This window comes from Pseudomonas sp. LB3P14, from assembly GCF_054898045.1.
In genome coordinates this window covers 6281908-6302910 of sequence record NZ_CM142714.1, presented here as the reverse complement: position 1 = coordinate 6302910, position 21003 = coordinate 6281908, and the positions used below count along the sequence as shown (strand labels likewise).

Here is a 21003-nt window from a genome sequence, read left to right as displayed (position 1 = left end):
AAAACCCAAAAAAAAACGGAGCCCGAAGGCTCCGCTTTTTCATGCAACCAACCTGAAATCAGGCCAGTTTTTTGTGCCGTACACGGTGCGGCTGAGTCGCCGCTTCGCCCAGGCGTTTGCGGCGATCGGCTTCGTACTCGGAGTAGTTACCTTCGAAGAACACCGCTTGCGAGTCGTCTTCGTACGCCAGGATGTGAGTCGCGACGCGGTCAAGGAACCACCGATCGTGAGAGATCACAATGGCGGCGCCCGGGAAGTCCAGCAGGGCTTCTTCCAGGGAACGCAGGGTTTCAACGTCGAGGTCGTTGGACGGTTCGTCGAGCAGCAGGACGTTGCCGCCCTCTTTCAGGGTCAGGGCCAGGTGCAAGCGGCCGCGCTCACCACCGGACAGGTCCTTGACGAACTTCTGTTGATCGCCGCCCTTGAAGTTGAAGCGACCGACGTAGGTGCGCGACGGGATCTCGTAGTTGCCGATGCGGATCTGGTCGGAACCGTCGGAGATTTGCTGGAATACAGTCTTGCTGCCGTCCAGGTCTTCGCGGCTCTGATCGACGCACGCCAGTTGCACGGTTTCGCCGACTTCGATGCTGCCCGAATCCGGAGTTTCCTTGCCCATCAGCATGCGGAACAGAGTCGATTTACCGGCACCGTTACCGCCGATCACGCCAACGATGGCGCCTTTAGGCATGGCGAACGACAGGTTGTCGATCAACACGCGATCGCCATAGCCCTTGGAGACGTTCTTGAACTCGATGACCTTGTCGCCCAGGCGCGGACCGGCCGGGATGTAGATCTCGTTGGTTTCGCTGCGCTTCTGGAATTCCTGCGATTGCATTTCTTCGAAGCGTTGCAGACGAGCCTTGGATTTGGACTGGCGGGCCTTGGCGCCTTTGCGCACCCACTCCAGTTCTTCCTTCATGGCTTTTTCATGGGCCGACTGCTGTTTGGATTCGGCAGCCAGACGATCGGACTTGGCTTCAAGCCAACCCGAATAGTTGCCCTCGTACGGGATACCGGCGCCGCGGTCGAGCTCGAGGATCCAGCCGGCGACGTTGTCCAGGAAGTAACGGTCGTGCGTGATCGCGACCACAGTGCCCGGGAAATCGTGGAGGAAATGCTCCAGCCAGGCGACGGAGTCGGCGTCCAGGTGGTTGGTCGGTTCGTCGAGCAGCAGCATGTCGGGTGCGGACAGCAACAGGCGGCACAGGGCCACACGACGCTTCTCACCACCGGACAGGAATTCAACCTTGGCATCCCACGCTGGCAGACGCAGCGCATCGGCGGCGACTTCCAGTTGACGATCCAGGTTGTGACCGTCACTGGCCTGCAGGATGGCTTCGAGCTTGGCTTGTTCAGCGGCCAGTTTGTCGAAATCAGCATCCTCATCAGCGTAAGCCGCGTAGACCTCGTCCAGGCGCGCCTGGGCGTTCTTGATCACGCTGACCGCTTCCTCGACCACTTCACGCACAGTCTTGGTCGGGTCCAGGATCGGTTCTTGCGGCAGGTAGCCGATGTTCAGGTCCGGCATCGGACGGGCTTCGCCGTCGAACTCGGTGTCGACGCCAGCCATAATTTTCAACAGCGTGGATTTACCCGAACCGTTAAGGCCGAGTACGCCAATCTTGGCGCCCGGGAAGAACGACAGCGAAATGTTTTTCAGGATTTCCCGCTTCGGCGGAACAACTTTACCCAGCCGATGCATGGTGAATACGTATTGAGCCATGGAGAACCTTGGGTCAGTGACTGATGAATGATTGGAGCGCAGGCGATGCCTGGCCAGGCTGTGCGCGTCGGCCGATTGATGGGTATCAATGCGTGCGCGCTGAAAAAGCCTGAGTCTAGGGGGCGTTCTCAATTAGTTTCCCCTCCGCGTTGTTGCCTTAAAGCGGGCCAGGCAAGGCGGAGGCCGCAGGTAATGGTTGTTCCCTTTCCAAGGCCTCCAACGCAGCATGGCCCTCTTTAAGGCACAACCCGGAGGGCCGGGCCTGCTGTTGTGCAGGGCTGCGTTGCTCGAAGCTTATTTGGAATGACCAAACCACGCTTCTCGCGCCTTGCCCTGCACAACAGCAGACCCGGCGCGGCGGGGAAACTAATTGAGAACGCCCCCTAGGAGCTGGAACGCCCCCGCGTAACCGGCAAAGCTACCTTAATGACGAGAGGCAGTCCAGCCGAGCGGGACTGGCACTTTGCCACAACTCAAGGCATGCTAGCCGCCCTCCGGGCGTCCGGCTTATAGTGCACGTCGCGCCAGTCCAGCCAAACCGCAGGATTACAGTTTGTCTAATGTCTCTCCCCCTTCTTCCGTGAGCGCACTCAATCCTGCGACCGGCTCACCCCTGCGTGGATCCTTGAAGGGCGCGCTGGCGATGCTCGTCCTGTTACTGCTCGCGCTGCTGTTTTGGCAGTTGCTGGATCAGCTTCGCGATACCCAAAGACACCAGCGTCAGTACAACATCGATTACACCGCCGATCTGGCCTCGCAAGTCAGCCTGAACATGGCGCTCAACGCCCAGATCGCCCTCAACCTGCTACCGATCGTCGAACAACCAAAAAGCGCCGACGAACTGCAGGTGCTGCTGCGCACGCTGCAAAAATCATTGCCCGACCTGCGCAGCCTTGCGTTGCTCAGCCCTTCCGGGAAAGTCCTCAGTGACAGTGCCGACGACAGCAACGACGCCGACTACCTGAGCGAACTGGTGCGGCGCAGTCGCGCCCAGTCCCATTATTTCAGCAACGCCAATGACGGCTCGATGGTGCATCTGCTCCTGCATCAGGCCAGTGGTAGCACCCGCGGCTACTGGGTTCTGCGCCTGACGCCGACATTTTTCTCGTCGTTGACCAAACCAAATGAAGCCGGTATTCGCCCGCTGTGGCTGGTGGAAAATCGCGTCAATCACCAGATCGTCAGCCGCGACGATGCGCAGCCCTTGGCCACACCGGCGTTGATGTCACCGGATGAACTGGCCAACAGCGTGTTGACAGTGCCCCTGGGCAGCAGCGACTGGCAACTGCGCGGGCTGTTCGACCGGCAACGGGTGATCGAACACCTGCTGCCAGCGTTCATCGGCAAATGCCTTCTGGGCCTGGCCTTCTCCCTGCTGCCGTTCATCGCCCTGCTGAACATCCGCCGCCGCCAGCGCCAGGTGCACGAAGGTCGTCGACGCTACCAGGATATTTTCGAAGGCACCGGCGTCGCCCTGTGTGTGCTCGACGTGTACGGGCTCAAAAGCTTCTTCGACAAGGCTCAGCTGCACAGCAGCGAACAACTGAAGGCCTGGCTCGAGACGCCGCAGCAACGCCAGCACCTGCTTCAGGAGCTGCGCATCACCGAGGTCAACCTGGTCGCCCTGCAACTGCTCAACGTCAACGCTTGCGATCAAGCCTGGAAACTGCTGATCGACGGCAATCCGCAGGACGGCACCGCCATCGGCAATCAAGTGCTCGAAGCGGTGCTCAACCAACAGAGACAGCTTGAACTGGAAATCAAACTGCAGGACGCCAATGGCCGCGACCAGCACTTGTGGCTGGTCCTGCGGTTGCCGGAAGACCTGGACGACTATAAAGCGGTGATCCTGAGCATCACTGACATCACCAGCCGCAAGCTCGTCGAATTGTCGCTGCTGGAGCGTGAAGGATTCTGGTCCGACGTGGTGCGCACCGTGCCGGATCATCTGTACGTGCAAGACGTGATCAGCCAGCGAATGATTTTCAGCAACCACCACCTGGGCCAGACGCTGGGTTACAACCGTACCGAACTGCACCAGATGGGCGAGTATTTCTGGGAAATTCTCCTGCATCCCGAAGATGCCGACTTCTACCACCGCTCGCGCCAGACCCAGCGGCAGGCCGGCTACAGACAATTGCTGCAATGCCAACTGCGCTTCCGCCATCGGGACGGTATATGGCGGCGTTTCGACATCCGCGAACAGGCGCTGGCGCGGGACAAGCACGATCAGGTCACGCGGATCATCGGCGTGGCCAAGGACATCACCGAACAGATCGAAGCCAGTGAGTCCCTGCGCGACAGCGAGCAGCGTTACCGGATGCTCGCCGAAAGCATCAGCGACGTGATTTTCTCAACCGACAGCAAGATGGCGCTCAACTACGTCAGCCCGTCGGTGCACGCCGTGCTGGGCTACGACGCCGACTGGATTTTTCAGAACGGCTGGCAATCGACCATCGCCAACCCGCAACAACTGACCGGCATTTACACCCTGATGGACCGGGTCAGCAAAGCGCTGAATAAACCCGACCAACTGGCGCTGTTGCGCAGTCAGGTGCAGACCCAACTGTTTTTGTTCGACTGCCTGCGGGCCGACGGGCGCAAGATTCCCATCGAGCTGCGGCTGGTGCTGGTCTGGGACGAACACGGTGCATTCGAAGGCGTGCTGGGCGTCGGTCGCGACATCAGCCAGCAGCGCCGGGCCGAAAAAGACCTGCGCATGGCTGCGACAGTATTTGAGCACTCGACTTCGGCGATCCTGATCACCGATCCGGCCGGCTACATTGTCCAGGCCAACGAAGCCTTCAGCCGTGTCAGCGGTTATGCGGTGGAGCAGGTGCTCGACCAGTTGCCGAACATGCTGACCGTCGACGAGCAGCAGGAATCCCATCTGCGTTACGTGCTCAAGCAACTGCATCAGCACAGCACATGGGAAGGCGAAGTCTGGCTCAAACGACGCAATGGCGAGCATTACCCGGCCTGGGTCGGGATTACGGCGGTGCTGGATGACGAAGGCGATCTGGCCAGCTACGTGTGCTTCTTTAGCGACATCAGCGAGCGCAAGGCCAGTGAGCAGCGGATTCACCGCCTCGCCTATTACGACGCCCTGACCCACCTGCCCAACCGCACGCTGTTCCAGGATCGCCTGCACACGGCGCTGCAATCGGCCGAACGGCAGAAGTCCTGGGTGGTGCTGATGTTCCTCGACCTGGACCGCTTCAAACCGATCAACGACTCCCTGGGCCACGCCGCCGGTGATCGCATGCTCAAGGAAATGGCCACGCGCTTGCTTGGTTGCGTCGACGATGACGACACCGTGGCGCGCATGGGCGGCGATGAATTCACCTTGCTGCTGCAACCGCGGCCCACCCGTGAAATTGCCTTGAACCGGGCGATTCATGTGGCTGAACAGATTCTCGCCAGCCTGGTGAAACCGTTCGTGCTTGAAGGTCGCGAGTTCTTCGTCACCGCCAGTATCGGGATCGCCCTGAGCCCTCAGGACGGCAACGAACTCAGCCAACTGATGAAAAACGCCGACACCGCGATGTATCACGCCAAGGAGCGTGGCAAGAACAACTTCCAGTTCTATCAGGCCGACATGAACGCCAGCGCCCTGGAGCGTCTGGAGCTGGAAAGCGACTTGCGTCACGCCCTGGAACAGAACGAATTCGTCCTCTACTACCAACCACAGTTCAGCGGCGATGGCAAACGCCTGACCGGCGCCGAAGCCTTGCTGCGCTGGCGCCATCCGCGACGCGGTCTGGTACCGCCGGGAGACTTCATCCCGGTGCTCGAAGAGCTCGGTCTGGTGGTGGATGTCGGCGACTGGGTGATCAGTGAGGCTTGCCGTCAGCTCAAGACCTGGCATCAGGCCAAGGTCCGGGTGCCCAAGGTGTCGGTGAACATTTCGGCCCGGCAATTCTCCGACGGCCAACTCGGGACGCGGATCGCCACCATCCTCAAGGAAACCGGCCTGCCGCCAGCGTGCCTGGAACTGGAGCTGACCGAAAGTATCCTGATGCGCGAAGTCAGCGAAGCGATGCAGATACTCGCAGGGCTAAAAAATCTCGGCCTGAGCATTGCGGTCGACGACTTCGGCACCGGTTACTCATCGCTCAACTACCTCAAGCAGTTCCCGATCGACGTGCTGAAAATCGACCGCACGTTCGTCGACGGCCTGCCGTCGGGCGAACAGGATGCGCAGATTGCCCGCGCGATTATCGCCATGGCCCATAGCCTCAATCTGGCGGTGATCGCCGAGGGCGTGGAAACCCACGAGCAGCTCGACTTCCTGCGTGAGCATGGTTGCGACGAGGTTCAGGGGTATCTGTTTGGCCGTCCGATGCCGGCGAGCCGGTTTGAAGCGCAGTTCAGCAATGATGCGTTGTTCATGTTCGATTGAGATTGATCGTTCCCACGCTCTGCGTGGGAATGCAGCCAGTGACGCTCCGCGTCACATGCCGAAGCGGACGCAGAGCGTCCAGTGAGGCATTCCCACGCAGAGCGTGGGAACGATCACCTGTCACCGCGGGACACGATCACCGCTGATCCCAGCATGAACGCCACTTGTCTGCGACATGATGTCCTTTCATATGCCATCTAAAACCCATTGGGTTAGAATGCCCCCCTTTTCTGCCCCGATCCTTGAGGACCGCCATGTTCAGCCGTGATTTGACTATTGCCAAGTACGACGCCGATCTCTTTGCCGCCATGGAGCAAGAAGCTCAGCGCCAGGAAGAACATATTGAGTTGATCGCTTCGGAAAACTACACCAGCCCAGCGGTGATGGAAGCTCAAGGCTCGGTACTGACCAACAAGTACGCCGAAGGCTACCCGGGCAAGCGCTACTACGGTGGTTGCGAGTACGTCGACGTGGTCGAGCAACTGGCCATCGATCGTGCAAAAGAACTGTTCGGCGCCGATTACGCCAACGTTCAACCGCACGCCGGTTCGCAAGCCAACAGCGCCGTTTACCTGGCTCTGCTGCAAGCGGGCGACACCCTCCTGGGCATGAGCCTGGCTCACGGCGGTCACCTGACCCACGGTGCCAGCGTTTCCTCCTCCGGCAAGCTGTACAACGCCGTTCAATACGGCATCGACGGCAACGGCCTGATCGACTACGACGAAGTCGAGCGTCTGGCCGTTGAGCACAAGCCAAAAATGATCGTGGCCGGTTTCTCTGCTTACTCGCAGATCCTGGACTTCCCGCGCTTCCGCGAAATCGCTGACAAAGTCGGCGCCTACCTGTTCGTCGACATGGCCCACGTGGCTGGTCTGGTCGCCGCTGGCGTCTACCCGAACCCGGTGCCTTTCGCTGACGTCGTGACCACCACCACGCACAAGACCCTGCGCGGTCCACGTGGCGGCCTGATCCTGGCTCGCGCCAACGCCGACATCGAGAAGAAGCTGAATTCCGCGGTATTCCCGGGCGCCCAGGGTGGCCCGCTGGAGCACGTGATCGCCGCCAAAGCGATCTGTTTCAAGGAAGCGCTGCAGCCTGAGTTCAAGACTTACCAGCAACAAGTGGTGAAGAACGCCAAGGCCATGGCCGGCGTATTCATCGAGCGCGGTTTCGACGTGGTATCGGGCGGTACTGAAAACCACCTGTTCCTGCTGTCGCTGATCAAGCAGGAAATCTCCGGTAAAGACGCCGACGCCGCTCTGGGCAAAGCGTTCATCACCGTGAACAAGAACTCCGTGCCAAACGATCCACGCTCCCCGTTCGTCACTTCCGGCCTGCGCTTCGGCACTCCGGCTGTGACCACTCGTGGCTTCAAAGAAGCAGAGTGCAAAGAGCTGGCCGGCTGGATCTGCGACATCCTGGCTGATCTTTCCAACGAAGCGGTGATCGATGCCGTTCGCGAGAAAGTCAAAGCCATCTGCAAGAAGCTGCCGGTATACGGCGCCTAATCAGCCCGCTAAACCGCAGCAATGAAAAAACCGGCCAGTGATGGCCGGTTTTTTTTCGTCTGCAATTTTTTTCAAACAGCGGAAAGGCTCAAGGTCGGGGCATTGCGCTCAACTGGTAAGACCGGTCATGCCAATCACTCAAATTCTGCTTGCGATCACCCAAAAACAGCGCCTAGACTGCGCCTGCACTGGACATACCGGTAAGACCACAATAATTAAGTCCTGAATCTGATGCGCCAAGCGCACGGCAGCCAGGACACCGACCAGGATTCCTCCCATGCTCAGATGGTGCTCGCGTTCAATCTTCCTCCAAGTGGTTCTCGGACTGGTGCTCGGCATCGTCTGTGGGCTGACCCTTCCTGAATACTCCGCCCAGCTCAAACCTCTCGGCGATGGCTTCATCAAACTGATCAAGATGCTCATCGGTCTGATCGTGTTCTGCGTGGTGGTCAGCGGCATCAGCGGTGCCGGCGACCTGAAGAAGGTCGGACGTATCGGCCTGAAATCGGTGATCTACTTCGAAGTCCTGACCACCATCGCCCTGGTGATTGGTCTGGTGTTCGCCTTCAGCACCGGCATCGGCAGCGGCGCGAACATTCATCTGGATCAGCTTTCCGCTGCCGACATGGGCGACATTGCCCAGCGCGGTCAGCACATGCATACCACCACGCAATTCCTGATGGACCTGATCCCGACCTCGGTGATCGGCGCCTTTGCCGACAACAACATCCTGCAAGTCCTGCTGTTTTCGGTGCTGTTCGGCAGCGCCCTGAATCTGGTGGGTGAAGCGGCCTCCGGTATTTCCCGGTTGATCAACGAACTCAGCCACGTGATCTTCCGCATCATGGGCATGATCGTGCGCCTGGCGCCGATTGGTGTGTTCGGGGCGATTGCCTTCACGACCAGCAAATATGGCCTGGACTCGCTGCAACACCTGGGCAGCCTGGTTGGCCTGTTTTACCTGACCTGTTTCGCGTTCGTGTCGTTGATTCTTGGCCTGGTGATGCGCCTTTCCGGCCTGCGGATGTGGCCACTGCTCAAGTACCTGCGCGAAGAACTGCTGATCGTGATGGGCACCGCCTCTTCCGACGCCGTTCTGCCACAAATCATGCGCAAGCTTGAGCATTTGGGCATCGGTAGCTCGACGGTCGGGCTGGTGATTCCAACCGGTTACTCGTTCAACCTGGACGGTTTTTCGATCTACCTGACCCTGGCCATCGTGTTCATCGCCAATGCCACCGGCACGCCGCTGGCCATGACCGACTTGCTGACGATTCTGCTGGTGTCGCTGATCACCTCCAAAGGTGCCCACGGGATTCCCGGTTCGGCGCTGGTGATTCTCGCGGCGACACTCACGGCGATCCCGGCGATTCCGGTGGTCGGCCTGGTGCTGGTGTTGGCGGTGGACTGGTTCATGGGCATTGGCCGGGCGCTGACCAACCTGATCGGCAACTGCGTGGCTACCGTGGCCATCGCCCGCTGGGAGAAGGACATCGATATCCAACGGGCGAACAAAGTACTTTCCGGCCAGCTGGGTTATACCTTCCAGCCGAGAAAACCTGTTGGCCCGGCACATCAGCAGGAATTCTGAATAATCGCCGTGCCTGCCTGCGGGTAGGCACGGTCATCAATCGTTATGGATGCTCATGGAGCGAACAGTGATCACCTCGTCGACCGTTGTGAATTCAGTAGTAGAAAAACTTCGGGCCGCGTTGGCCCGTGGTCAGTGGCGCTCCGGCGAGATGCTGCCGGGGCAGCGTGAGCTGGCCGAACAACTGGGCATCAGCCGCCCGAGCCTGCGTGAAGCCGTCATCGTGCTGGAAACCCTCGGGCTGGTGCGCTCCATGCCAGGTAAAGGCGTGGTGGTGCTGGAGGCCAATCTCAGCGACAGCCAAAGCCACGACAGCGCGGTTGCCGGTGCAAGCCTGGAAGACGTGCTGCAACTGCGCTACACCCTCGAGCCGTTCATTGTCGGGCTGGTCGCGCAGTCGATCAGCAGCAAGGAAGTCAGGCAACTGCGCCTGACCCTGATGGACATGCGCGAAGCGCTGGAGGCCAACGACAGTGAAGCCGGCGTGAACGCCTACATCGCGTTCCACGAAGAGCTGTTCACGCTGACCTCGAATCCGATTTTCCAGAGTGTGGTGCAACAGACCAGCAACGCCCTCAAGCAAAGCGCCGACGTGCTGCGCAACTCCCCGGAGCATTTGGCCGAGCGCCTTGAGGAGAACGAAGCCGTGGTGCGCGCTATCCGCAGCAAAAACAGCGCCCAGGCCAGTGCCGAGATGCGTCGGCACATCCTTCGGGAAGGCCAGCGGATGGGCATCGAATTGAATATTCCGGATGACAACCTCGTCAGTTGAGTCCGCTTCGAACTGGAGACAAGCCATGAACAGCTTCGCTTCACCGCAGACTCTTACTGCCATGCCCTTCCCCTCGCCGGTGGATAATCTTTATGCGCGGGTTTTCGATGCCATTCTCGAACAGCGCATCCATGCATCCAGTCGCTTTACCGAAGAAAGCCTGGCGCAGATGTTCGGTGTTCGACGCAGTGACATTCGTGGCGTACTCACGCAACTGTCCCATCAGCAGATCATCGTCCTTCGGGCGAACCATCGGCCCCGCGTTGCCGCGCTCGATGCCGAGCAGACCCGGCAGACGCTGCATGCACGGCGGCTGACCGAGATCACGCTGGTGCGACTGGCCTGCCGGCAACCTCGTGCGCAAGACTTGGACCGCCTGCATGCCTTGATCGATAGCGAGCGCCACTGTACAGCGCATGGCCCGGCGATTCGGTTGTCAGGGGAATTTCATTTGCAGTTGGCGGAAATGGCGGGGAATGCACCGTTGGCGCATTTTCTTGGCAGTTTGGTGCCGCTTACTTCACTGGCGATTGCGCAGTTTGAGGCGCGGGTGGAGGGTTATTGCGGGTGGCAGGTGCATGAGGAAATTGTAAATGCGGTGGAGCGTGGGGATGCCCTGAGGGCCGAGACATTGCTAAGCGGGCATCTGGATTATTTGGAGGCGGTATTGCTGAACTCACAACCGATATCCCGCCAGAATCGTGCTGCCGGTTAGATCGCCTTCGCGAGCAGGCTCGCTCCCACATTGAATCTTCGTATGACCCATTTCTTGTGGCCGGCACAGATCAATTGTGGGAGCGAGCCTGCTCGCGATGACGGCATCAGCCCCGCTGAAAATGTCAGGCTTTAGTCCGCCGCTACCCGAGCAAACCCTTCACGGATTTTCTCTTCCGGCAAATCATCGGCGATGAACACGATCACGCTTTCTCGCGTTTCGCCGTCAGCCCACTCGGTGTCCCAATCGAATCCGTATAACTTCAACACGCCCTGAAACACCATGCGCCGTGGCTCACCCAGGATGTTCAACACGCCTTTGTAGCGCAGCAGTTGCTTGCCATGGTCTTCCAGCAGCTCGTTCATGAACTCGCTGAGTTTGCCGATATCCAGCGGCTTGTCGGTGCGCAGCACCAGGCTGGAAATGCGGTCGATGGACGGCGCTTTGCTCACCGGGCGCAGGCTGACGCCGCCGCCAAGGTCGGCATTGAGATTGAAACCGCGCACGTCAAGCAATTCGGCCAGGTCAATCTTGCCGTGCTCGACCACGCGAATCGGTGCGCGACGGTTGATCCGGGTCAGCCGTTCGCTGAGGGCGTTGAAGGTCGATTCGTCCACCAGATCGCGTTTGCTCACCAGCAAGCGGTCGGCGAAACCAATCTGCGCCTGGGCGATGGTTTGGATCAGGTGAGTGTCGGCATGAGCGGCGTCCACCAAAGTGATGATGCCGTCAAGGATGTAGCGCTCGCGCAGCTCTTCATCGATGAAGAACGTTTGTGCCACCGGTGCCGGGTCGGCCAGGCCGGTGCATTCGATCACCAGACGGTCGAAGGCGATTTCGCCGCTGTCCAGGCGTTCGAGCAGCAAATACAAAGCCTTTGTCAGATCGGTGTGGATGGTGCAGCAGACGCAGCCGTTGGACAGCGTCATCACTTGCACCGGTTCGTCGCCCAATAGTTGGGTGTCGATGCCGGCGTCGCTGAATTCGTTCTCGATTACGGCGATTTTCAGGCCGTGTTCGGCTTTGAGCAGGTGGCGCAACAGCGTGGTCTTGCCGGCGCCGAGGAAGCCGCTGAGGATTGTTACCGGGATAGGGGGTAGCAAAAGAAGGTCTCCCATACACTGAAAAAACTGTAGGAGCCTGGCTTGCCAGCGATGGCGTCTTCAAGATCGCTATCGCCGGCAAGCCGTGCTCCTACAAGTTTGTGTTGCCTAGGCGTCGTGCATCAACAGCACTTCGGCCCACCCTTGCCACCGTAACGAGCCTCTTGGCGTTCCCGGAAGAACATCTCGTAGCTCATCACCGGTTTGTCCGGGTGTTTGGTTTGCATATGCTCGACGTAATTGTCGTAGTCGGGCATCCCGACCATCAGGCGCGCGGCCTGACCGAGGTACTTACCGAGGCGACTCAGGTCATTGAACATGGTGCATTCCTCGATTACGCGTCCGGCAGAGCCTGGAATGGCGATTCTTTATCCGTACGTTCTTTGGTGCCCCAGGCGGCGATACCGACCTTCAGCGCATAGAACAGGATACTGAAGACCACGAACAGGAACAGCGCCGTCAGCGTTGCGTTGGTGTAGGCGTTGAAGATCACATGCTGCATCTGCGTGATGTCCTTGGCCGGGGCGAGGATCTGACCGTTGGCCAGGGCATCGCTGTATTTCTTGGCCAGCGACAGGAAGCCGATCGCCGGGTTGGCATCGAACAGCTTGATAAAACCGGCGGTGGTGGTGCAGATCAGTAACCACGCCGCTGGCAGTATGGTGACCCAGACGTAGCGTTGGCGTTTCATTTTGATCAGCACAACGGTTGCCAACATCAGCGCGATACCGGCCAGCATCTGGTTGGAGATACCGAACAACGGCCACAAGGTGTTGATGCCACCCAGCGGATCAATCACGCCTTGGTACAGCAACCAACCCCACATCGCCACGCAACCGGCGGTCGCGATCAGGTTGGCGGTCCAGGATTCGGTGCGTTTCAGCGCCGGCACGAAGGAACCGAGCAAGTCCTGCAGCATGAAACGGCCGGCACGGGTACCGGCGTCGACGGCGGTCAGGATGAACAGCGCTTCGAACAGGATCGCGAAGTGGTACCAGAACGCCATGGTGTTTTGACCCGGCAGCACACTGTGCAGGATCTGCGCGATACCGACCGCCAGGGTCGGCGCACCGCCGGCACGGGCCAGGACGGTGGTTTCCCCGATGTCCTTGGCCACCGCTTGCAGGGCTTCCGGCGTAATTGCAAAGCCCCAACTGCTGACGGTTTGTGCCACAGCCATCACGTCACCGCCGACGATCGCCGCCGGACTGTTCATGGCGAAATACACGCCTGGCTCGATCACCGACGCGGCAACCATGGCCATGATGGCCACGAAGGACTCCATCAGCATGCCGCCGTAACCGATGTAACGGGCATGGCCTTCGTTAGCTAACAGTTTCGGCGTGGTCCCCGAAGCGATCAGCGCATGGAAACCCGACACCGCGCCACAGGCGATGGTGATGAACAGGAACGGGAACAGCCCGCCCTTCCACACCGGTCCGGTGCCATCGATGAACTGGGTCAGCGCTGGCATTTTCAAGTCGGGCATGGTGATCAAGATGCCGATCGCCAAGGCCACGATGGTGCCGATTTTCAGGAAGGTCGACAGGTAATCCCGCGGGGCCAGAATCAGCCACACCGGTAGTACTGCAGCGACGAAACCGTAGCCGATCAGCATCCAGGTGATCTGGATGCCGGTGAAGCTGAACGCCTTGGCCCAGACCGGATCAGCGGCAATCTGCCCGCCCAGCCAGATCGAACCGAGCAGCAGCAACACGCCGACCACGGAGATTTCGCCGATGCGGCCCGGGCGGATGTAGCGCATGTAGATGCCCATGAACATCGCGATCGGGATGGTCGCCATCACCGTGAAAATCCCCCACGGGCTCTCGGCCAGGGCCTTGACCACGATCAGCGCCAGCACCGCGAGGATGATGATCATGATCAGGAAGCAGCCAAACAGCGCGATGGTGCCGGGGATGCGGCCCATTTCTTCGCGGACCATGTCACCGAGGGAGCGACCGTTGCGGCGGGTGGACATGAACAAGACCATGAAGTCCTGAACGGCACCGGCCAGCACTACGCCGGCAATCAGCCATAGCGTGCCGGGCAAATAGCCCATCTGCGCCGCCAGGACCGGACCGACCAACGGCCCCGCGCCAGCGATGGCTGCGAAGTGGTGACCGAAGAGGATGTGTTTGTTGGTTGGAACATAGTCCAGACCGTCATTGTTGATCACGGCGGGGGTGGCCCGTCGCGGGTCGAGCTGCATCACATTGTTAGCGATGAACAGACTGTAGTAACGATACGCAACCAGATAGATGGCCACGGCAGCGACCACAATCCACAAGGCGTTGATCGCCTCGCCTCGGCGCAATGCCACTACACCAAGGGCGCACGCTCCCAGGATTGCCAGCAGCAGCCAGGGTAAGTGGCGTAGCAGGCTATTATTATTTTTCATTTTATGATTCCAGCCAGGGTGGACAAGAAAGACAGCCACCCCGAGTTTAGCTCTCCTGACGGCAAAGGCCATACCCCGACATTGGTCTAGACGCCTGTCTTGGCTGGCAGGCTTTGACAATGCGGGTCTATAGTCAGCGGACATTCAGAGGATTGCGCCATGAGCGACCACCTTGCCGATCGCCGCCGTTTCAAACGTATTGCGTTCGATGCCCGAACCGAGCTGAGCCAGGGGGAATTCATCTGGCCGGTGAAGCTGATCGACCTGTCACTCAAGGGACTGTTGATCGAGAAGCCAGAACCGTGGTTGGGTAATCCAGAGTGGCATTTCCTGGTCGATATTCATCTCAACGAAGACGTCGAGATCAAGATGGATGTGATGTTGACCCACGATGACCATGGCCAGCTCGGCTTCGTCTGCAAACACATCAGCCTGGAATCTATCGAGCGCTTGCGCCGGTTGATTGAGTTCAACTTGGGCGACCCAGAGGAGCTAGAGCGCGAACTAGGGGCGCTGATCGAAGTCTGATCAACACCCCAGGCTTCGTTACTCGAACAACGCGTCCAACGCCTGTTCCAGACGCGTCACGGCAATAATCTGCAACCCCGCCGGAGCCTCTTTCGGTGCATTGCCTTTAGGCACGATGGCACGCTTGAAGCCATGCTTGGCCGCTTCCTTCAGGCGTTCCTGACCACTTGGCACCGGGCGCACTTCGCCGGACAACCCGACTTCACCGAACACCAGCAAGTCATGGGGCAGTGGCCGGTTGCGCAAACTGGACATGACCGCCGCCATCAGCGCCAGGTCGGATGCCGTTTCCAGCACCTTCACCCCGCCAACCACATTGAGAAACACGTCCTGATCGTGGGTCGGAATGCCGCCGTGACGGTGTAGCACCGCCAGCAACATCGCCAGACGATTCTGATCCAGACCCAGCGTTACCCGACGTGGATTGGCGAGGTGGCTGTCATCCACCAACGCCTGGACTTCCACCAACATCGGCCGCGTACCTTCCCACGTCGCCATGACCACACTGCCCGGCACTTCTTCCTGAGCACGAGTGAGAAAAATCGCCGAAGGGTTAGAGACTTCTTTCAGACCCTTGTCGGTCATACCGAAAACGCCCAGCTCGTTGACGGCGCCAAATCGGTTTTTCACCGCCCGCAGCAAACGCAAGCGCCCATCGGATTCGCCTTCGAAATACAGAACTGTGTCGACCATGTGCTCCAGCACTCGCGGCCCCGCCAATGAACCTTCTTTGGTCACGTGGCCGACCAGGAAAATCGCTGTGCCGCTCTGCTTGGCATAGCGCACCAGCAACGCCGCACTTTCCCGAACCTGCGACACGCCGCCCGGTGCCGATTGCAGCTGCTCGGTGAAGATCGTCTGGATCGAGTCGATCACCATCACCTTGGGTTTTTCCTGCCGGGCCGTGGCGATGATGGTTTCAATGCAGGTTTCGGTCATCACCCGCAGTTGATCCTGAGGCAAGCCGAGACGGCGGGCCCGCATGGCCACTTGCTGTTGGGACTCTTCGCCAGTGACGTACAGTGCCGGCATGACTTTGGCGAGGTTGCACAAGGTTTGCAGCAGAATGGTCGATTTGCCGATGCCCGGATCACCGCCGATCAGCACCACCGAACCGTCTACCAGGCCGCCGCCCAGCACCCGATCGAGCTCGCTGGAGGCTGTGGAAAAGCGCGGGATTTCTTCGACGCTGACTTCGGCCAGGGTCCTGATCTGTGCCTGCTGGCCGGTCCAGCCGGTGCGACCGCTTGGAGCTGCGGCGCCGCCACTCTCGACCATGGTTTCCGTCAGGGTATTCCAGGCCCCGCACTCACCGCACTGGCCAGCCCACTTGGGGAAGGTTGATCCGCACTCGGTGCAGCCGTACATGCGCTTGGCCTTGGCCATCTGAACTCCCGGCAAAAAAACGCGATGATAGCTCAGCTGGAGCGGATCAGCGCGGCACCGCGGTGCGGATTTCACCGCTGGCCAGACGCGCGGCGCTATTGCCCAGCGGATCCTCGGCGTAAAGGTCCGCCCCCTTGGCTTTGAGCGCATCGAGCAATTCGACGCGTTTGAACAATCCGGCGTACATCGCTGCGGTCTGCCCGGCGCCATTGAGTTGATCGGGGCTGCAATTGGCCGCTAACAACGCTCGAGCAATCTGCACTTCGCCCTTGAAAATCGCGCCCATCAGCGCCGTATTGCCACGCAGGTCCTGAGCACAAGCGTCTGCTCCGGCAGCGAGCAATCGGTCCACTGCCGCACTCTGCCCGTGATAAGCCGCCAGAATCAGTGCGGTGTAACCTTTGTTATCGCGAGTATCGAGGGCGTATCCAGCCTCGATGAAGGTCTCGAGCATCGGCACATCGCCGCGACGGGCAGCATCGAAGTAGTAGTCCTGCAATTGGGCTTTCAGCACAGCAGGATCTTTCGTGACGTGCGTGGCCGGCCCGGCGAACACGCCGAACGGCAGACACGCCAGAAAAAAACACAGATAAAAACGCATGACAAGGCTCCCTGGCCAGACGGGACCTCGCATGAGGCCCCGCTTGAGGCTGAAAAATCAGTCGACCAGTTTGGCCGCCAGCACCTTGACCCGGCTCAGATCCCCCTTGGCAACCTTGGTCACCCCGGTCCCGTACTCCGGGTCGGCCTTATAGAGGAAGGACAGCATGATGTGTTTGCTCTCATCATCGGTGGTGACCAGCGACCCACCGAAGCTCTCGATCAGGTCCTTGCGTTCTTTCTTGCTGAAGGAGCGATACAGATCGCCGGCCTGCTTGAAGTTTTGTTCACGCGCAATCTTCGCCTGCTGCGTGCTGCCCGACAGCACCGATTGGCTGTAGCGTGCGGTTTGCAGCTCTTCACGAGGCAGCAAACGGCTTGGCTGGTAATTCACCCCAGTGCTGCTGTGGCCGATATTCATTGCGCCGTCCTGATTGCCGTTGTTTACCGCAATCTTTGGAGCATTGATCGGCAACTGCATCGCATTGGTCCCCAGGCGATACAGTTGCGTATCAGCATAAGAGAACACTCGACCCTGCAACAATCGGTCTTCCGAAGGTTCTATACCGGGAACAAGATTGGTTGGCGCCATGGCAACTTGTTCCGTTTCCTGGAAGACATTCGCAGGATTACGATTCAAGACCATCTGTCCAACTTTTCGCTGTGGAACGCCGGGCCAAATCTTGGTTGCATCCAAAGGGTCGAAATCAAACTTGTACAAGTCTTGAGGATTTAAAACCTGAACGTACAAGTCCCACTTCGGAAAATCGCCTTTGTTAATATGTGCAACCAAGTCATTAGTCATATGGCTATAGTCTTTACCTTGAACCTTGGTCACCGCTTTCGGATCGAGATTATTAATCCCTTGCAAACTTTTCCAGTGGAACTTCACGTAGTGAACTTCACCCTTGGCGTTAATTAACTTATAGGCGTGAACACCATTACCATCCATTTGCCGATAACTGGCCGGTGTACCGGAGTTAGAGTACAACTCGGTCAGGGTGCGAGTCGCTTCCGGAACATGCGAGAAGAAATCGAAACGACGGGCGTCATCGTCGCGGTTGGTACGCGGGTCAGGCTTGAAGGCATGAACCATGTCGGGAAACTTGATGGCGTCACGGATGAAGAAGGTCGGGAAATTGTTGCCGACCAGGTCCCAATTGCCGTCCGCGGTGTAGAACTTGGTGGCAAAACCGCGAGGGTCACGCAGGGTTTCCGGCGAATGGTTGCCGTGGACCACCGCCGAAAAGCGTACGAACACTGGTGTGTTCTGGCCAGCGGCGAATACCTTGGCCTTGGTCAGATCGCTGAGGTCGTCAGTCACGCTGAAGGTGCCATGGGCGCCAGTGCCGCGGGCATGCACTACTCGCTCAGGAATACGTTCACGGTCAAAGCGCTGGAGCTTCTGGATCAATTGCACGTCTTGCAGCAACACCGGGCCGGCCGCGCCTGCGGTTTGCGAGTTCTGGTTGTCGCCCACCGCGGCACCGTTATCGCGGGTCAGGGTTGCTGCGTTGACGGAGAAGGACAGCAGACTGGCGGTCAAAACGCCAAGGGTGCGCCGGTGGGAAAAAGCCCCGAGGCCAATGGTCGAATACATTTCAGGTTCCTCTGTTTTTAAGGCGCAATCCAAGTGCGCTTTTCAGAGGCTAGAGGTCGAAGCCGCAGAACATAAATAGAAAGAACGTAACGCGATGATTTAGAATTTTATGTGGATAATCAGCTGGTTAACGCGTATTTCGCGCGCGATTGATGGCACTTTGTAAACTAATTACCGGCAAATGTGTCGATAACAACGAGCATTGTAAGAAGGTGTTTCGAGCAAGTCCCGTTTTGCTGATTTACACTGCGTTCACCAACCTCATCTGTAACAAGGAAATAACCTATGGGCGTGATAACTGAGTTCAAGGCCTTCGCGGTCAAAGGTAATGTGGTCGACATGGCCGTCGGTATCATCATCGGCGCCGCCTTCGGCAAGATCGTTTCATCGTTTGTCGGCGACGTGGTCATGCCACCTATCGGCCTGTTGATCGGTGGGGTGGATTTCAGTGACCTGGCCATTACGCTCAAGGCAGCCAACGGGGACATCCCGGCGGTGATGCTGGCGTACGGTAAATTCATCCAGAGCATGATTGACTTCATCATCGTCGCCTTCGCGATCTTCATGGGCGTCAAAGCCATTAACCGTCTAAAGCGCGAAGAGGCCGTTGCGCCAACGCTGCCGCCGGTTCCGACCAAAGAAGAGGAGCTGTTGGAGGAGATCCGCGATCTGCTCAAGGCTCAGAACAATCGGCCCTGAACGCTTTAGTGAAACAAGAAACGGCGCCCTCGAGGCGTCGTTTTTTTTTACCAGTAGTTTTCCACCGCCACTTGCCCGGGCCGTCGACTGAGGCTCAAGTGCATGTGGCGTTGTTTGAGCAGTTTGCGCGTGTCATCGATCATCTGCGGATTGCCGCAGAGCATGATCCGCGAGTGCTCGGCCGTCAGCGCCAAGCCTGCCGCCCGCTCCAGCTCGCCATTTTCGATCAGCGTAGTGATCCGTCCACTCAGGGCCCCAGGATGCTGCTCGCGAGTGACGGTAGTGATGAACTGCAGCTTGTGCGCAAACTCAGCTAAATAGTCGCGCTGCGCCAACCCGCTGATGAGCTCCTGATACGCCAGCTCCCGGGCTTCGCGCACGCTGTAGACCAGGATGATTCGCTCGAATTTCTCCCAGACCTCGAAGTCCTGCAGGATCGACAGAAACGGCGCCAGGCCGGTGCCTGTGGATAACAGCCAGAGATCACGGCCGTCGACAAAGCGATCGAGCGTCAGGTAACCAAAGGCCTGGCGTTCGACCAGCAGCGTATCACCGACGCCCAGCCGACTCAGCTCGCTGGTGAACTCCCCACCCGGCACCACAATGGAAAAGAACTCGAGGAATTCGTCATAGGCCGACGACACCATGGAATAGGCGCGCCATACGGTGCTGCCATCAGCTTTGGTAACGCCCAACCGGGCGAATTGCCCGGCACGAAAACGAAAACCTGGGTCCCGGGTGGTCCGCAGAGTGAACAGGCTGGGGGTCAACGGCTGGACGTCGAGCAAGGTCTGGCGAGTGAATTTTTCTGCACTGGCGGTCATGGGGCGCTCCATTCAACAGATAGCCACAGTGTCCCGCAAAGCGGATGGCTTAAACACCGGTGATTTGTAGTGGCTTTAGCCAGATACTCTCAATCGCATTAATTTCAAATAAACGATTCTTGGTTAACTCACAAATACAAGCCCGATTATATTAACCCGACGTCTCGTTAACTACGCCCTTGCTGCCTTAGGTTAGAACCAGATATTTGTTTAAAAACCGTAAGCAACGCCAAAAATTCTCAACGCGCACATGGGAATTATCCTACACTCGGTTCGTGCCTTATTTTGGATCCAAAAAAGCACCCCCAGGTAATTCCACAAATGGAGAGACGAGATGGAGAGGTGGAAGGAATCACAGCTCAACCAATTATCGTGTGCAACGGAGATTGATACTGCCTTCGGGATTTCACTTGGCTTCGCCAAAAACATTGGATTTAAATTTTTCTCCTTTTCAACAACATACCAAACAAAAGCTGACCATTTTAATACGGTTCAGCTCAACAACTACCCCACGGACTGGAACATTGAATATGAACAAAAAAACTTTGCCGCGATAGATCCAGCAGTAGCTCATTGCAATCACTCCAGGTTACCTGTTCTTTGGAGTGAAGAACTTTTTTCAAAGACCCCGAGGTTGTGGGACGCGCTTGAGCAACAAGGATTGCAACACGGTTGTTCACAATCGTTCCATGACGAGGAAAGCGATCTTTGCAGCATTCTGAGCCTGGCCAGAAGCCATTGCCCGATCACTGCGTATGAGCTGTATGAAAATCTCGGTTTTTTAGTATTCATCGGGTGCCATCTGCATACGTTGATCGTACAGACACTGCCCAAGAAAGCTGCGAAGCCCTCCGCACCGCATTTGTCCCCCCGCGAAATCGACGTATTGAAACTGGCGGCTGTGGGTAAGACCGCGTATGAGAGTGCCAGAATCCTCAACCTCAGCGCACGCACGGTCAATTTCCATGTGCAAAGCGCGATTTTGAAACTGGGGGTCAATAACAAGATTTCCGCAGTTATCGCCGCCACCAAGGAAGGCTTTCTCAACAGAAGCGCGATACGTTGACCCAAAAAACCTGCAAGTAATCCAAAAGAAAAAAACGTACCATTTGCGGTCCCTCCTGAGTGATGACGCGTGAACCTTCACGACG

General features: G+C 58.3%; 16 protein-coding genes. 8 read left to right on the top strand and 8 right to left on the bottom strand.

What is annotated here, in order from left to right; genetic code table 11:
• Window positions 1-58 precede the first annotated feature (58 nt).
• Window positions 59-1723: an energy-dependent translational throttle protein EttA gene (gene ettA / locus ACYZT5_RS28860; protein ID WP_462048406.1), complete on the bottom strand. Its 1665-nt coding sequence runs from the start codon at window positions 1721-1723 to the stop codon at window positions 59-61.
• Between the two features lie 553 nt (window positions 1724-2276).
• Here ettA and ACYZT5_RS28855 point away from each other — a divergent pair.
• The 5 genes from ACYZT5_RS28855 (at window position 2277) to ACYZT5_RS28835 (ending at window position 10711) form a co-directional block, all read left to right on the top strand.
• Window positions 2277-6125: a sensor domain-containing protein gene (locus tag ACYZT5_RS28855; RefSeq protein ID WP_462048405.1), complete on the top strand. Its 3849-nt coding sequence runs from the start codon at window positions 2277-2279 to the stop codon at window positions 6123-6125.
• A 254-nt stretch (window positions 6126-6379) separates the two neighbouring features.
• Complete coding sequence (gene glyA, locus ACYZT5_RS28850) at window positions 6380-7633, top strand: serine hydroxymethyltransferase (protein WP_462048404.1); 1254 nt, start codon at window positions 6380-6382, stop codon at window positions 7631-7633.
• Window positions 7634-7910: 277 nt separating this feature from the next.
• A complete protein-coding gene (locus tag ACYZT5_RS28845; RefSeq protein ID WP_462048403.1) occupies window positions 7911-9224 on the top strand; it encodes a C4-dicarboxylate transporter DctA in 1314 nt (437 codons plus the stop codon).
• A gap of 67 nt (window positions 9225-9291) precedes the next feature.
• A complete protein-coding gene (locus tag ACYZT5_RS28840) occupies window positions 9292-9996 on the top strand; it encodes a FadR/GntR family transcriptional regulator (protein ID WP_462048402.1) in 705 nt (234 codons plus the stop codon).
• A 25-nt stretch (window positions 9997-10021) separates the two neighbouring features.
• Window positions 10022-10711 (top strand): GntR family transcriptional regulator, encoded by a 690-nt coding sequence (locus tag ACYZT5_RS28835; RefSeq protein WP_462048401.1) that lies wholly within the window; start codon window positions 10022-10024, stop codon window positions 10709-10711.
• A 131-nt stretch (window positions 10712-10842) separates the two neighbouring features.
• Here the strand turns inward: ACYZT5_RS28835 and yjiA are convergent, their stop codons facing one another.
• The 3 genes from yjiA to ACYZT5_RS28820 form a co-directional block, all read right to left on the bottom strand.
• On the bottom strand, window positions 10843-11829 hold the full coding sequence (yjiA, locus tag ACYZT5_RS28830; protein WP_462048400.1) for a GTPase: 987 nt from the start codon (window positions 11827-11829) through the stop codon (window positions 10843-10845).
• A gap of 107 nt (window positions 11830-11936) precedes the next feature.
• Window positions 11937-12134 carry a YbdD/YjiX family protein gene (locus ACYZT5_RS28825; protein WP_007895266.1) on the bottom strand — a complete coding sequence of 66 codons (198 nt, stop codon included), beginning with the start codon at window positions 12132-12134 and terminating at the stop codon, window positions 11937-11939.
• Window positions 12135-12148: 14 nt separating this feature from the next.
• On the bottom strand, window positions 12149-14215 hold the full coding sequence (locus ACYZT5_RS28820; RefSeq protein WP_462048399.1) for a carbon starvation CstA family protein: 2067 nt from the start codon (window positions 14213-14215) through the stop codon (window positions 12149-12151).
• Window positions 14216-14374: 159 nt separating this feature from the next.
• Here ACYZT5_RS28820 and ACYZT5_RS28815 point away from each other — a divergent pair, with 159 nt between their 5' ends.
• A complete protein-coding gene (locus ACYZT5_RS28815) occupies window positions 14375-14743 on the top strand; it encodes a PilZ domain-containing protein (protein ID WP_462048398.1) in 369 nt (122 codons plus the stop codon).
• 18 nt (window positions 14744-14761) lie between these two features.
• On the opposite strand, the gene radA is transcribed toward ACYZT5_RS28815, so the two are convergent.
• Genes radA through ACYZT5_RS28800 form a run of 3 tightly spaced genes read right to left on the bottom strand, consistent with a single transcriptional unit; the run spans window position 14762 to window position 18329 of the window.
• A complete protein-coding gene (radA, locus tag ACYZT5_RS28810) occupies window positions 14762-16129 on the bottom strand; it encodes a DNA repair protein RadA (RefSeq protein WP_462048397.1) in 1368 nt (455 codons plus the stop codon).
• 46 nt (window positions 16130-16175) lie between these two features.
• Window positions 16176-16730 (bottom strand): ankyrin repeat domain-containing protein, encoded by a 555-nt coding sequence (locus ACYZT5_RS28805; RefSeq protein ID WP_462048396.1) that lies wholly within the window; start codon window positions 16728-16730, stop codon window positions 16176-16178.
• Between the two features lie 57 nt (window positions 16731-16787).
• Entirely contained in the window at window positions 16788-18329 is a 1542-nt protein-coding gene (locus ACYZT5_RS28800) for a catalase (RefSeq protein WP_462048395.1), read from the bottom strand.
• A gap of 285 nt (window positions 18330-18614) precedes the next feature.
• On the opposite strand from ACYZT5_RS28800, the gene mscL reads away from it, so the two are divergent.
• Window positions 18615-19028, top strand: coding sequence for a large-conductance mechanosensitive channel protein MscL (gene mscL, locus ACYZT5_RS28795; RefSeq protein ID WP_462048394.1), 414 nt, complete (start codon window positions 18615-18617; stop codon window positions 19026-19028).
• A gap of 47 nt (window positions 19029-19075) precedes the next feature.
• Here mscL and ACYZT5_RS28790 read toward each other — a convergent pair whose 3' ends face one another.
• The gene (locus ACYZT5_RS28790; protein WP_462048393.1) at window positions 19076-19852 is read right to left on the bottom strand and encodes a ferredoxin--NADP reductase; all 777 of its coding nucleotides are present in this window, start codon (window positions 19850-19852) and stop codon (window positions 19076-19078) included.
• 334 nt (window positions 19853-20186) lie between these two features.
• Between ACYZT5_RS28790 and ACYZT5_RS28785 the strand changes: the two genes are divergently transcribed.
• Window positions 20187-20918: a helix-turn-helix transcriptional regulator gene (locus tag ACYZT5_RS28785; RefSeq protein WP_462048392.1), complete on the top strand. Its 732-nt coding sequence runs from the start codon at window positions 20187-20189 to the stop codon at window positions 20916-20918.
• Window positions 20919-21003 lie beyond the last annotated feature (85 nt).

What these genes read in the sequence shown, in the direction of transcription:
- ettA (WP_462048406.1), bottom strand. Translation starts at nt 1,723, where the DNA reads ATGGCTCAATACGTATTCACCATGCATCGGCTGGGTAAAGTTGTTCCG.
- glyA (WP_462048404.1), top strand. Translation starts at nt 6,380, where the DNA reads ATGTTCAGCCGTGATTTGACTATTGCCAAGTACGACGCCGATCTCTTT.
- ACYZT5_RS28845 (WP_462048403.1), top strand. Translation starts at nt 7,911, where the DNA reads ATGCTCAGATGGTGCTCGCGTTCAATCTTCCTCCAAGTGGTTCTCGGA.
- ACYZT5_RS28835 (WP_462048401.1), top strand. Translation starts at nt 10,022, where the DNA reads ATGAACAGCTTCGCTTCACCGCAGACTCTTACTGCCATGCCCTTCCCC.
- yjiA (WP_462048400.1), bottom strand. Translation starts at nt 11,829, where the DNA reads ATGGGAGACCTTCTTTTGCTACCCCCTATCCCGGTAACAATCCTCAGC.
- ACYZT5_RS28825 (WP_007895266.1), bottom strand. Translation starts at nt 12,134, where the DNA reads ATGTTCAATGACCTGAGTCGCCTCGGTAAGTACCTCGGTCAGGCCGCG.
- ACYZT5_RS28820 (WP_462048399.1), bottom strand. Translation starts at nt 14,215, where the DNA reads ATGAAAAATAATAATAGCCTGCTACGCCACTTACCCTGGCTGCTGCTG.
- ACYZT5_RS28815 (WP_462048398.1), top strand. Translation starts at nt 14,375, where the DNA reads ATGAGCGACCACCTTGCCGATCGCCGCCGTTTCAAACGTATTGCGTTC.
- radA (WP_462048397.1), bottom strand. Translation starts at nt 16,129, where the DNA reads ATGGCCAAGGCCAAGCGCATGTACGGCTGCACCGAGTGCGGATCAACC.
- ACYZT5_RS28805 (WP_462048396.1), bottom strand. Translation starts at nt 16,730, where the DNA reads ATGCGTTTTTATCTGTGTTTTTTTCTGGCGTGTCTGCCGTTCGGCGTG.
- ACYZT5_RS28800 (WP_462048395.1), bottom strand. Translation starts at nt 18,329, where the DNA reads ATGTATTCGACCATTGGCCTCGGGGCTTTTTCCCACCGGCGCACCCTT.
- mscL (WP_462048394.1), top strand. Translation starts at nt 18,615, where the DNA reads ATGGGCGTGATAACTGAGTTCAAGGCCTTCGCGGTCAAAGGTAATGTG.
- ACYZT5_RS28790 (WP_462048393.1), bottom strand. Translation starts at nt 19,852, where the DNA reads ATGACCGCCAGTGCAGAAAAATTCACTCGCCAGACCTTGCTCGACGTC.
- ACYZT5_RS28785 (WP_462048392.1), top strand. Translation starts at nt 20,187, where the DNA reads ATGGAGAGGTGGAAGGAATCACAGCTCAACCAATTATCGTGTGCAACG.